The organism is Flavisphingomonas formosensis (assembly GCF_009755815.1).
Taxonomy (GTDB): Bacteria; Pseudomonadota; Alphaproteobacteria; order Sphingomonadales; family Sphingomonadaceae; genus Flavisphingomonas; species Flavisphingomonas formosensis.
In genome coordinates this window covers 139,697-152,541 of the sequence record NZ_WRPK01000014.1, presented here as the reverse complement: position 1 = coordinate 152,541, position 12,845 = coordinate 139,697, and the positions used below count along the sequence as shown (strand labels likewise).

Here is a 12,845-nt window from a genome sequence, read left to right as displayed (position 1 = left end):
TCTCGAAATTGCCCGGATGCCGAGGAGCCGCTTCCGTGCGGCTTTACTGAAGCCCGACCCAGCCGGCAGCCGTCTGGACGCGCCGGAGCAGTGCATCTGCGCTCCGATGGGCATCGCCCCGCGTCGCCGAGACCACCAATCCCAGCCATGCCTGGCTCATCCGGCGTACGATCTCGTCATCGGCCATGCGACCGTGCAGCCATCCGCCGAGCGAGGCGAGTTCCACCCGCACAAGATCGTCGGCCAGATCCGCGATAGCAATGCCGGCGCGCAACCTTTGGAGCTGGCGAAGCCAAGCCTGATTACAGCTTCGCGCCTGCTGGTCGATGCGCTGGCGAAGCTCCGCCGGCGTCGTCGATCCGAAATAGATGTCGACCAGCGCCCGCGCGCAGTTACGGTGGCCGGCGAACAAATCCACGGTCGCGGATATACGCGCGAGATTGGCGTGCAGCGTCGTCGGCGACGGGAAAAGATGCTCGGCTTCGTCACGCAGATCCTCGATAGCGCTCACCAACAGCTGCTCGCGCGATCCAAAGATCTTGTACATGGTCCGTGTCGCGACGTCCGCGCGGATGCCGATCTCGCGCATCCCGCAGCCATGCCAGCCGAGATCCTCGATCGCGCAGCGCGCCGCAGCGAGGATCCTCTTCCGCCGCGCCCTCATCGCCACACTCGCATAAGAAGAGGGACGGCCCTTCGCCATTCTCCTCTCGTGCGCTCCGCCTGTCGCCATCGCCCCAGCCATTTCAGCCCTTTTCTTCCCGGGAAGATGGGCGGACGGGCGTTTTCAGTCAAGCGACATAAAAATCGTTGACACGCATACCGATCGCTGCGATTCAATATTGCACCACAGGACAGAAATGATTGCTGCCTCGCAGCGACCACAGGGAATTAGGGGAAGGATTGCCCATGAGACGGCGCTCGTTCGTATTGCTTCTTGCCGGCGTCAGCGGATCGGTCATCGCCGCACCGGCCATGGCGCAAGGCGCCGGACAGGATGCGGCAGCCGAAGCGCCCGCCAAATCCGAGGATATCGTCGTCACCGGCTCGCGCATCGTCCGGGATGGCTACAAGGCACCAACCCCGGTCACCGTGGCGACGACCGAAGATCTCGTGAAGTCGACGCCGAGCATCTTGTCGGATGCACTCAACAAGCTTCCCCAGTTCCAGAATTCGTCGAGCCCGTCGCGTAGCTCGCACAATTTCTCCAACACCGCATCGAACGGCAACGTGCTCAACCTTCGGAGCCTCGGTGGGCTGCGGACATTGGTGCTGTTCGACGGACAGCGCATGCCGCCGACGACCTTCCTGGGAACGGTGGACACCAGCGTCATTCCCAACCTGCTGATCCAGCGCGTCGACATCGTGACCGGCGGCGCATCGGCCGCCTACGGATCGGATGCGGTATCGGGCGTCGTGAACTTCGTGCTCAATCGCAAGTTCACCGGCCTTACCGGCGTCGCCCAGGCGGGGGTTTCGCAGCGCGGCGACAATGCCAACCAGCGGCTCGGCCTTGCAGGCGGCTGGAATTTCGCCGGCGGGAAGGGCCATATCCTGCTCAGCGGCGAATATTACAATAATGACGGCATGCTGCGCAGCGATCGCGATTACGGCCGCCAATCCTATACCTATGCCGGCACCAATTCGTCCTGCGTCAATACGACCACCGACAAGACGGCCTGCAGGCCGGGCGGCTCGCTCAATCCCTATGGCATATATTCGAACGTGAAGCTCACTGCGGCGAGCGAATATGGCAAGATCACGAGCGGCCCATTCGCCAATTATCGTTTCACCAGCACCGGCGAACTGGTGCCCTTCGACAGCGGGATAGCGACCGGCACGGCCAGCTACGCAGTGGGCGGTGACGGCTATTCGATCTCACCCGATACCCAGGCGATCGCGCCGCAGAAGATCTATCAGGGCTTTGCCCGCGCGAGCTATGACTTCTCTTCCGACATTTCCGGCTACATTCAGGGCACCTTCTCACGCAGCGAGCTTTCCTACGTCTCGCTCGCCAACAGCCTGGTGCCGCCGACCGGGGCGACGCTCTATAGCGGCAATCCCTATCTGCCTACCGAGATCCAGAACGCCTTCACCCCGACCAGCCAGTCGATCACCCTCGCCCGCTATGGCGCGGGCTCGCCGAAGCCGGTGACGAACGAGCGCACCGATTTCTGGCAGGTCGGCGGCGGCCTCGAGGGCAAGCTCGGCAGCTGGAAGTGGAACGCGGCCTACAACCACGCCAATTCCGTGTTCCGCGTCGCGCAGCATGGCGTGTGGGACTGGCAGCATTTTTACGCAGCGGTCGATGCGGTGCGGGATCCTTCGACGGGCAACACCGTCTGCCGGGCCTCGCTCAGCAGCGATCCGACGATCCGGGCGCGCTATGCCGATTGCCAGCCGCTCAACCTGCTGCTCAGCGGCAACGCCTATGCGGACCAGCCGGGCTATGCCTACGCCACCGGCACGTCGCGCTACCGCGCGCGCAACACCCAGGATGCCTTCTCGATCAACCTCGACGGGACGCTGTTCGATCTGCCCGCCGGCCCCGTAAGCCTCGCAGTCGGCGGCGAATATCGGCGGCAGAGCCTGTCGCTGACCAGCAATGCCGATCCCTCGACGCTGGATACCACCGAGGAACGCGCGGCCTATTTCGCCGGGCTTCGTGGGGTCGCCCCCTCCGCTTATTATTACTGGCTGACCAATGTCGGCTCGGCGCACGGCAGGCAGAATGTGAAGGAAGCCTATGCCGAACTCGCCGTGCCGCTGCTCCGGGGCAAGCGCTTCTTCGAAGATCTGAGCCTCAACGGCGCGGTACGTGTCACCGATTATTCCACCTCGGGCACCGTCGAGACCTGGAAGCTGGGCGGCACCTGGAGCCCGGTGCGCGACCTCCTGTTTCGTGTCACCCGTTCCCGCGACATCCGCGCACCCAATCTTTACGAGCTTTACGCCGGCGATCAGGCGGCGATCAGCCAGCTTGTCGATCCGGTGAGCGGACTGACGCAGAACGTTCCGCAGGTGACGGGCGGAAACCGCGATCTGAAGCCGGAAATCGCCAATACGCTGACGGTCGGCGCCGTGATCGCGCCGCGCTTCCTGCCGGGTTTCAACCTGTCGGTCGATTACTACCGGATACGGATCAACAAAGCGATCGGCACGCTCAGCCTCTCGCAGATCGTCGATAATTGCTTCGCGGATGCCTCCGCTCCCGAATGCGGGCAGATCGTCCGCGATACGCCCACTGCCTTCCCCACGCTGGTGCGTATCCAGCCGGCGAACATCGCCGCGGTTGAGACGAAGGGCCTCGACTTCGACGCCAGCTACCGCACCAATATCGGCGAGGGCGCGCTGGCGCTGCGCCTCTATGCCTCGCGGCTGATCAAATATGCGAGCCAGCAGTCCGCCAACGCCCCCGTGCTGCAATATGCCGGGATCAACGTGGTCGGCAGCAATCCGCAGGGCTTCCCGCGCTGGCGCGGTACTTTCACCGCGGACTATGCGGTCGGCAATTTCGGCGTCACGGTGTCCGAGCAATATATCCATCACATGACGCTCGGCATTCCGGGATCGCCGTCCAATTTCGTCGACCCTCACGTTCCCGCCGTCTGGTACACGGACCTGTCGCTGCGCTTCGACATCCCGTCCCATGGCGGCAATTTCGAGTTCTTCACGACGATCAACAACCTGTTCGACAAGGACCCGCCGCTGATCCCCGGCACCACGCCGGGCGTGAACCTGCCGACCAACTTCACCGTCTACGACACGGTCGGCCGCGCCTTCACCGCCGGCGTACGGTTCAAATTCTGATGCATGCGGGAAAGCCGGCCGGCGGATCGCGCCCATTCGATGCGGTGGCGGGCATCGGCCGGCATTTCCCCCGCACGCGCCTTGCCCTGCGAGGACGCCTGCTCGCCGCGGCCGCGGCAGGCGTCCTCGCCACCGCACCGGCGCTCGCCGAGGAGGCCGGCGCCACCCAGAAAGTCTATGGCCGCACGCCGGCCGAATCCTCGCCGCCGCAGTGGCCGCAGGAGACGAAAGCCGCACCGGGCGCGCCCAACATCCTCGTCATCATGACCGACGATGTCGGGTTCGGCGCCGCCTCCTCCTTTGGCGGCCCGATCCCCACCCCTACCTTCGACGCGCTCGGCGCGCAGGGCGCGCGCTACAACCGCTTCCACACCACCGCGATCTGCTCGCCGACCCGCGCCTCGCTGCTCACCGGACGCAATCCGCAGGCGGTCGGCATGGGCTACACCACCAATTGGCCGACCGGCTACGACGGCTACAACAGCGTCATTCCCAAGAGCGCGGGTACGATCGCGCAGATATTGAAGGAACATGGCTACAGCACCGCCATGTTTGGCAAGGGCCATATCACCCCGGAATGGGAGATGAGCGCGGCCGGCCCCTTCGATCGCTGGCCGACCGGCCTCGGCTTCGACTATTTCTACGGGTTTCTCGGCGCGGATACGAGCGAGTTCGAGCCGAGCCTGGTCGAGAACACGCGCAACGTCGAGCCGCCGCACGATCCCGACTATCATCTCGACAAAGATCTTGCCGACCACGCAATCCGTTGGATTGCGGAGCAGAAGGGCGCCGCCCCCGACAAGCCCTTCCTCATCTATCTGGCGCCCGGTACCGCCCATGCCCCCAACCAGGCGCCCGCCGAATGGCTGGCCAAATTCCGCGGCAAGTTCGACCAGGGCTGGGACGCGCTGCGCCAAGCCACGGTGGAACGCCAGAAGGCGCTCGGCATCATCCCGGCCGGCACGGAGGATTCGCCGCGGCCCGAGACGCTGCCGCGATGGGACAGCCTCTCGGCGCAGCAGAAGCGCATCTATGCGCGCTACATGGAGGCATATGCCGCATCGCTGGCCTTTGCCGATCACGAGATCGGGCGGGTGGTCCAGTCGCTCAAGGACAGTGGCCAGTTCGACAACACGCTGATCGTCTATATCCAGGGCGACAACGGCGCGAGCGCGGAGGGCAGCTTCGACGGCAAGCTCTACGAACAGTCGGCATTGAGCGGCGCGCAGGAGACGATCGACTATGTGGATGCGCATGTCGAAGATATCGGCACGCGCAAGGCCTATAATCTCAATCCTGGCGGCTGGGGCTGGGCACTGAACGCACCCTTCCCCTGGGCCAAGCGCTATGGCTCACATCTCGGCGGGCTCAGGACCGGCATGGTGGTCTCCTGGCCGGGCCATATCCAGGCCCCGGGCACGCTGCGATCCCAATATCTTCACGTCAGCGACGTGACGCCAACCTTGCTGGAGGTAGCAGGCGTCCAGGCTCCCACCATCCTCGACGGGATTCCGCAGCAGCCGATCACCGGCATCAGCTTCGCCTACACGCTGGCCGCACCCCAGGCGCCATCGCACCGCACCAGCCAAGTCTACGGCATGGCGCAGAATCTGAGCATCTACAAGGATGGCTGGGTGGCCGCGACGGTGCCGATGGCGACGCCATGGGAACGGACCCAGCCAAAGCCGGTCCCGATCGACCAGCGGCGCTGGCAGCTCTACGATCTTGATCAGGATTTCAGCGAGGCGCACGATCTCGCTGCGCAATATCCCGACCGGCTCGCCGCGCTGAAGGATCTGTTCTGGGCGGAGGCGTCCGAAGCCGGCATCCTGCCGATTCACGCCGCCGAGGGCCATCAGCGCGGCCGCCCCGATCTCAATGCCGGGCGCCAGCATCTCGTCTACTGGACGCCGGTGGACCACATACCGGAAACGGCCGCACCGCCGACCGTGGGCTCCTCCTTCGCAATCACGGCGGAGATCGACGTGCCGGAGACCGGCGCGACAGGCGTGATCGCGGCGCAAGGCGGCCGCTTCGGTGGATACAGCCTCTTCGTGAACAAGGACGGCAAGCCAGCCTTCACCTATAATCTCACGCCTGCGCATCTGACCCGCATCGCCGCCACCAGCCCCTTGCGGCCCGGCCGGCACCGCCTCGTCCTGCGCCTCGCGCTCGATCAGGAAGCGGCGCGGAGCGGCGGCACCGCGACGCTCAGCCTCGACGGCGCCGCCATCGCGACGGGCCGCGTCCCGCAGACCTTCGCCCAGGTGATCTCGCACACCGAGGGCTTCGACATCGGCATGGACAGCGGCACCGCCGTGGACGACAGCTATGTCACCGGCGACAGCCGGTTCAGCGGCACGCTGCGCAGCGTGACCTTCGACATCGGCAAATAGGCAGCGGAGGATCAGGCCTTCCCGAAGGCCTCGAACCAGCCGGTGAAGGTGCCGGCGCGCAATTCCTCCTGCGCGCTGCCGGCGAGCAGCGCCGCCTTCGCGGCGAACAAGGCATCGTGCAGCAGCGCCGCCGGCGCTATGCCCTGCGGCGCACCGCGATTGTCGAGACGCAGCACCGCGTTCAGGAACAGGAAGTTGCAGAGCTGCACGCGGGTCCGCGCGATCGGTGCAGGCAGCGGTGACAGCGCTTCGACGAGGGCGGCGATGACGCGGTGAAGGAACGGCGCCGTCTCGCCCTGGCGCGTCCAATATTCGCCATCGTCCGCACGCCAGTAACGCAGCGCATATTGTACGATGAAGGCGGCGTAAGGATGGGCGCCCCGCTCATCGACGAGATCGAGATGCGGCAGGCAGATGATCTCGAGCAAGGTCGCCGCATCGCCCATGCGGCCCTGCTCCTCCGCAAAAGCAACCATCTGCGCCCGGCGTCCCTCCATCTGCCCGGCTCGCGCATCGAAGAGGGCACGGAACAGCCGTTCCTTCGAGCCGAAGTGATATTGGACGACATTGTTGTTCTTCGATCCCATCGCCACGGCGATTTCCCGCAGCGACACGGCGTCCAGCCCTTTGGTGGCGAAAAGCTGCTCGGCCCAATGCAATATTTTTTCGATGGAGGCTCTGGTGCGGGGATCCTTTGGAGCTGCGATCTTGTCCAAAATCATTACCATGCGATTGCCGTCGGAGGGCCGCCGACAAGGCGTCCTTCCTTCCCATAACGGCAATGGACACGATGCCAAAGGCCGGCGCAGGCCCCGCACGTGAAATTCGTGTCACGCGCCGACGCCGATGCCGGCGCCGGGGCGCCTACATCGAGACTTTCAGCGTCATGCCATACGTCCGCGGATCGCCCAGGATCGCGGTGGACTGGCCGGTGTTGAACGCGGACGGGTTGATGATGCTGACATAGTGGGTGTTGAAGAGATTGCGGGCGAAGACCGAAACATCCCAGCCGCCGCCGCTGCGCCGCAGCCCGAGACGCATGTTGGTGATGCCATAGCCCTTGGCAAGCGAATCCGCGGCGAGATTATAGGTCGTGTAGAAGGAGGAGCGGTACGAATAGTCGCCGTTTACGTAGAGTTGCTCGTCCGAGCCGATGTCCGCCGCATATTCGCCGCCTGCCGAGGCCGAATATCGGGAAACGCCGGGCAGTCGCCGCCCGCTGAGATCGCAGACCGTCTGCAAACCCAGATATTCCACCGGACAGGGCGCATTCCTGAAGCTGCGATAGCTCGCGTCGGTATAGGCTGCGGAGGCGAACAGGTTGAGCCCGCGCATCGGGCGTACATTGGCATCGACCTCGAAGCCGCGCGAGCGGACGGTGCCGACATTGGCGATATAGGCGGTCTGAGCGGCTGCCACATCGAACTGCTGGCTCTGATAGTTGCGCACCCGCTCGGTGAAGGCGGCGAGGTTCAGCGTAAGGCGACGATCGAAGAACTGGGTCTTGAGGCCTGCCTCGATCATCTGCACCTTCTCGGGCGCGATCACGAGCGGCACCTTTGCTACGGTGCCGACCCGCGGCGCGGCGACGGCGTTGAGATTAAGGCCACCCGATTTGAAGCCGCGGGCATAGGTGGCATAGGCCATTACTGTGGACGTTATATGCCAGGCGACAGTGCCGCGCCCGGAAAGGTTGTTTTCGCTCGTCCGGGCATAGAAGGTCGGAATGTTCGCCGCGAAGCTGTTGCGGATAAATTGCGCTGTCGCATCCCCGGGTGCCAGCGCCGGGCCGCGCTGGACCTGCTCGAAGAAGCCATCCTTCTTTTCATGCGTGTACCGCAGACCGCCTGTGAGATCGATCGTATCGGTGAGGTGCCAGGTCAGTTCGCCGAAGCCGGCATAGCTGCGCGTCCGCGCGCTCGCGGCGCCGTCTGCGAAAAGGCCGTTGAGCGCAGCCTGGCCCGATGCCGAGGGCGTGCTTCCGCCGACCGTGGCAGGCCCCAGAATCCACAGCGCCGCGTCGGGGCCGTAAATGGTGAAGATGCGATCGTCGATGCGCTGCCAGAAATAATAGGCGCCAACGACGTAATCGAGACGGTTGGTGCCGTTCGACGCGAGCCGGATCTCCTGGCTGAACTGCTTCTGCTTCTCGTGAATGCCGGCATTTTCGAAGATGTCGAGGCCGGTCACGTCCCCGTCCGTCGCTGGGGAATAATCGAGCTTGCGCCAACCCGTGACGGAGGTGACCGTCGCCGCGCCGAGATCCCAGTCGGCGATGCCGGTGACGCCATAGGTCTTCAGATGGACGAAGAAGGGCCGGTTAGTCTCGATCCGGCGCGACCAGGGGTCGATCGGCAGCGGTGTGTAGCCGAAACGCGCGACACGCTGCAGGAAATTGTTCGGCAGCGCCGATCCGTCGACGCGTGTCGTCCGGATCGTGGTGGTGACGCCGGTGCAGCAATCCTGGTTGAGATCGCTGTAATCGCCGATGAGGCGCAGCTTGAAGCGTTCGTTCGGCTTGAACAGGATCTGCCCGCGCGCGCCGAAGCTGTGGAGATCGTGCACGCGATCGCCGGTGATCACGTTGCGCTGAAAGCCGTCGTTGCGCGTCGTGTCGGTGATCGTCAGCCGCACCGCCACCGTGTCGGTGATCGGCGCCGTCCCCGTCGCGCGCGCCTGGATCGACTGATAGTTGCCGACCGAGAATTCGGCCCTCATCGACGGAGTGAAGGACGGCTCCGCACTGGTGATGTTGATCGCGCCCGCCGTCGTGTTCTTGCCGAACAGCGTGCCCTGCGGCCCGCGCAGCACCTCGACCCGCTCCAGATCATAGAGATCGAACGCCGATTGCGCGGGGCGGCTGTAATAGACCTGATCGACATAGACGCCGACGCCATATTCGAGACCGAGGCTCGCAAAGGCCGGCGTCGCGCCGAGGCCGCGGATGTTGATGTTGGTCTGGCGCGGATTGGTGGCGGTGAGCTGCAGGCTGGGCGCAAGCTGCGCCACTTGGGTCAGGCCGATCGCGCCCGGCGCGGACACTTGCGGCCCGGTGAGCGCGGTCAGCGCGATCGGCACGTTCTGCGCGCTCTCTGCGCGTCGCCGGGCGGTGACCACGATGTCGCCATCCGGACTGGCCGCTGTCTGGTCGGTCGGCTGCTGGGCGAAAGCCGTGCCGCCAGCCGTGGCGGCAAGCGCGGCGCCGCCGAGCAGATGCAGGGCGATTGGCGCGAGTCTTCCCATTTTCTCTCTCCCTTCGAGCGCCGTTGCACTCGTGCCGGCGCGGCGTCCCGCGCCACTGCCGTGAGGAAAAGGGGTACCAACCGCCGGTCCGCACTGTCAAAGCGACGGACTTAGCCTGTCAGGACATGCATTTGCGATAGCGACATGAAGTGTCCCGTCTCAGGCACCGCCAACGATGCACGGCGAGACGAACAGCGTCCCCTGCCAGGCCCCACGCACCGTCCGGCCGGCGACGACGAGCCAGAGGATCGCGACCAGGAAAGCGAGCACCGCACCGATGGCGCCGAAGAAACCGAGCTGCAGCATCGCGCCGAGACGCAGCGTCGCCAGCGCATAGACGCCGAGCGGGAAGATATAGCCCCACCAGCCGAGATTGAACGGGATACCGATACGCACGTAGCGTAGCGTGATCAGGCTGGCGAGCAGCAGCCACCACAGGCCGAACCCCCACAAGGCCGTGCCGCCGATCAGCCCGATGCCGCGTGCCACCTCCCCCGCTTCGGCCATGCCTCGCGCCGCGAAGAGCGTGGGCGCGTCGGCGCCGAGCAGCAGCAGGCCGAGCGCCCCGGTGCCGATCGGGCCGAGTGCGAGCCAGCTCGAGGCAGCCATGCTCTCGTGCGGCAATTTGTGCAGCGCCATGCGCAGCATGAGGATGGCGAGGATCGCGAACGCCACCGGCACGGAATAGGCCCAGAGCACATAGGAGAGGATCAGCATCGCGTAGCGCGCGCCTTCCCCGGCGAGATGCGGCGCGAGCAGCCCCCCGCTCGCCGCGGCAACCTCCGCCGCGACCACCGGCAGCAGCCAGACGGCGGTCATCTGGTCGATGCGATGCTCCTGCCGGGTGAACATCATATAGGGAATGGCGACACCGCACAGCAGGGCGAGACCCGCGTCCAGCCACCAGAGCCACTGCGCGACCACGATGGCGCCCGCACCATAGCGCGGCAGGCCGAAGACGACGAAGCCGTTGACGATAGTGGCGAGGCCCATCGGAATCGTGCCGATGAACATCGAGACGACATTATGGCCGAAGATCCGCCGTGCCTCATGCCCGAACAGCAGCCAGCGCGCACCGTACAGGCCCGAGAAAAGCAGGAAGAGGAGTATATTCGCCTTCCACAACCCCTCTCCCAACCCGTACAGCCGGCCGCCGACGCCAGGCAGCTGCGGCAGGAGCAGGGCGAGCACGCCGGTGCCCATTGTGGCGGCGAACCAGTTCGGCGTGAACTGCCGGATCACCTCGCGGGGATGATCCAGCGTGGCGAGCGGGCGAAGGCCTGCCAGAGCGGCGGCGAGACGCGGCTCGCCGCCCGGGATGCGGTCGATCATCACGAAACCTCCTCGATCAGCGCCAGCAGCGCGTCGGCCGCGCGGCTGCGATAGCGTTGCTTGTGGCGCAGCCCGAAAAAGGGCCGCGGCGGCAAAGCGAAAGAGAGTTCGGCGAGCGTGCCGGCCCGCAGGGCGCGCAGCACGACGAGCGCCGACAGCATGGCGACACCGGCCCCCGCCTCGACGGCGGCGCGCACCGCTTCGTTCGACGGTAAGGTGAGCGCGATATCGAGCGTGGCCGGATCGATGCCGCGCGCGCCGAGCGCCTCCTCCAGCGTCGACCGGGTGCCCGATCCCGGCTCGCGCATGATCCAGCGGGCGGAGCGGAGCCAATCGTCGTCGATCAGAAACGCCGTCTCCGTGCCCGGCGCAGCGACCAGCATCATGCGATCCTCGGCGACGGCCCAATGGGCAAGCGCCGGATCGACGATGCTGCCCTCCACGAAACCCAGCTCCGCCGCGCCTTCGAGCACCCGCTGCGCCGCGACACCGGTATTGGCGATGGCCAGTTCGATGGCGATGGCAGGATAGCGCGCGCGGAAGGCGGCGAGATGACGGGGAAGCCAGTAACCCGCAATGGTCTGGCTGGCGATCAGCTTCAGCGTTCCTCGCTGAAGCCCATTAAATTCTGCCAGCGCCTGCTCCGCGCTCGCCGCGCGACCAAGGATCGCACGGGCCTCGTCGAGCAGCACGCGCCCGGCCTCGGTCAGCTCGATACGGCGTCCGACGCGGTGGAAGAGCGAGACGGCATGGCGCGCCTCGAGCGCGGCGATCGCGGCGCTGGCGGCCGATTGGGTGACGTTCAGCGCCGCGGCGGCGCGAGTCATATGCTCGCGCTCTGCGACGCCGACGAATATGCGCAACTGTTCGAGGGTCATGATCGATTGCTCCTGCTCTGTTGCTAAGCCGGAGCAATCGATCGATCCAATTGATTGTCATTGTCGAACCGATCGTAATTTTTGATCGGTATAGCGTGATCAGGCTTCGCTATCGAGCATCGCCATCTGCGCCGCCGGATAACGGTCTCCCGCCGCCGCACCCTTGGGAACGGCCTGCTCGATCGCGGCGAGATCGTCCCCATCCAGCGCGACATCCAGCGCGCCGATCGCTTCGGCAAGGCGATCGCGACGCTTTGCCCCGATCAAAGGAATGATATCCCGCCCCTGCGCCGCCGCCCATGCGATCGCAACTTGCGCGACGCTGACGCCCTTGGCATCGGCAATGGCGCGTAATGCCGCGACGAGCGCCAGATTGGCCTCGATATTGCCCGCCTGGAAGCGCGGGCTGTGCGACCGGAAGTCGCCCGGTACCGTCTCCTGTCCTGCCGCATAGTCATTGCTGATCAGCCCGCGCGACAGCACGCCATAGGCCGTGATGGCGATGCCGAGATCACGCGTCGCCGGCAGGATTGCGTCCTCCGGCCCGCGCGAAAGCAGCGAATATTCAATCTGCAGATCGCAGATCGGATGGACGGCAGCGGCGCGGCGGATCGTTTCCGGACCCACTTCGGAAAGACCGATCCGGCGCACATATCCGGCTTTCACCATATCCGCGATCGCGCCAATCGTCTCTTCGATCGGCACAGCGGGATCAAGCCGCGCGGGACGATAAATGTCGATATGGTCAACCCCCAGGCGCTGCAGCGAATAAGCGAGCGCGGTCTTCACCGCGGCCGGGCGCCCGTCGAAGCCGAGCCAGCCGCCCGCCGGATCGCGCTGGGCGCCGAATTTGACGCTGAGCAGGTAGGAGTCGCGCGGACGGCCCTTCAGCGCCTCGGCGATAAGCAGTTCATTATGACCCATGCCGTAAAAGTCGCCGGTATCGAGCAAAGTGATGCCCGCATCGAGCGCCATATGGATGGTGGCGATGCCTTCCTGCCGGTCGGCCGGTCCATAGGCACCGGACATGCCCATACAGCCGAGGCCGATTGCAGCCGTGGCAGGTCCGTTACGACCGAGAGAGCGCTGTTCCATGATGAGTCCTTCCTGGCTTTCGGATGGCCTCTTTATGGTGATCGGCACTTCGTGCGATAAGCGGATCAAATCAGAACGACCCGTACGGAAT

At 65.3% G+C, this 12,845-nt stretch carries 8 protein-coding genes; 2 read left to right on the top strand and 6 right to left on the bottom strand.

Annotation, left to right across the window (positions count from 1 at the left end; genetic code table 11):
• Nucleotides 1-43: 43 nt before the first annotated feature.
• On the bottom strand, nt 44-703 hold the full coding sequence (locus GQY20_RS28925; protein WP_198351269.1) for a TetR/AcrR family transcriptional regulator: 660 nt from the start codon (nt 701-703) through the stop codon (nt 44-46).
• 206 nt (nt 704-909) lie between these two features.
• Between GQY20_RS28925 and GQY20_RS28920 the strand changes: the two genes are divergently transcribed.
• Together GQY20_RS28920 and GQY20_RS28915 are read left to right on the top strand one after the other, a co-directional pair.
• Complete coding sequence (locus tag GQY20_RS28920) at nt 910-3,810, top strand: TonB-dependent receptor domain-containing protein (protein WP_157220647.1); 2,901 nt, start codon at nt 910-912, stop codon at nt 3,808-3,810.
• Nucleotides 3,810-6,206, top strand: coding sequence for an arylsulfatase (locus GQY20_RS28915; protein ID WP_157220646.1), 2,397 nt, complete (start codon nt 3,810-3,812; stop codon nt 6,204-6,206). The genes GQY20_RS28920 and GQY20_RS28915 overlap by 1 nt, the downstream gene beginning before the upstream one ends.
• Nucleotides 6,207-6,217: 11 nt before the next feature.
• Here the strand turns inward: GQY20_RS28915 and GQY20_RS28910 are convergent, their stop codons facing one another.
• The 5 genes from GQY20_RS28910 to GQY20_RS28890 form a co-directional block, all read right to left on the bottom strand.
• Entirely contained in the window at nt 6,218-6,865 is a 648-nt protein-coding gene (locus GQY20_RS28910) for a TetR/AcrR family transcriptional regulator (RefSeq protein ID WP_157220645.1), read from the bottom strand.
• A 205-nt stretch (nt 6,866-7,070) separates the two neighbouring features.
• Nucleotides 7,071-9,449 carry a TonB-dependent receptor gene (locus GQY20_RS28905; RefSeq protein WP_157220644.1) on the bottom strand — a complete coding sequence of 793 codons (2,379 nt, stop codon included), beginning with the start codon at nt 9,447-9,449 and terminating at the stop codon, nt 7,071-7,073.
• Nucleotides 9,450-9,608: 159 nt separating this feature from the next.
• Nucleotides 9,609-10,781 carry a TDT family transporter gene (locus tag GQY20_RS28900; RefSeq protein WP_157220643.1) on the bottom strand — a complete coding sequence of 391 codons (1,173 nt, stop codon included), beginning with the start codon at nt 10,779-10,781 and terminating at the stop codon, nt 9,609-9,611.
• Entirely contained in the window at nt 10,781-11,659 is an 879-nt protein-coding gene (locus GQY20_RS28895; protein ID WP_157220642.1) for a LysR substrate-binding domain-containing protein, read from the bottom strand. Before GQY20_RS28895 ends, GQY20_RS28900 begins: the two co-directional genes overlap by 1 nt.
• A gap of 99 nt (nt 11,660-11,758) precedes the next feature.
• Nucleotides 11,759-12,754: an aldo/keto reductase gene (locus GQY20_RS28890; protein ID WP_157220641.1), complete on the bottom strand. Its 996-nt coding sequence runs from the start codon at nt 12,752-12,754 to the stop codon at nt 11,759-11,761.
• Nucleotides 12,755-12,845 lie beyond the last annotated feature (91 nt).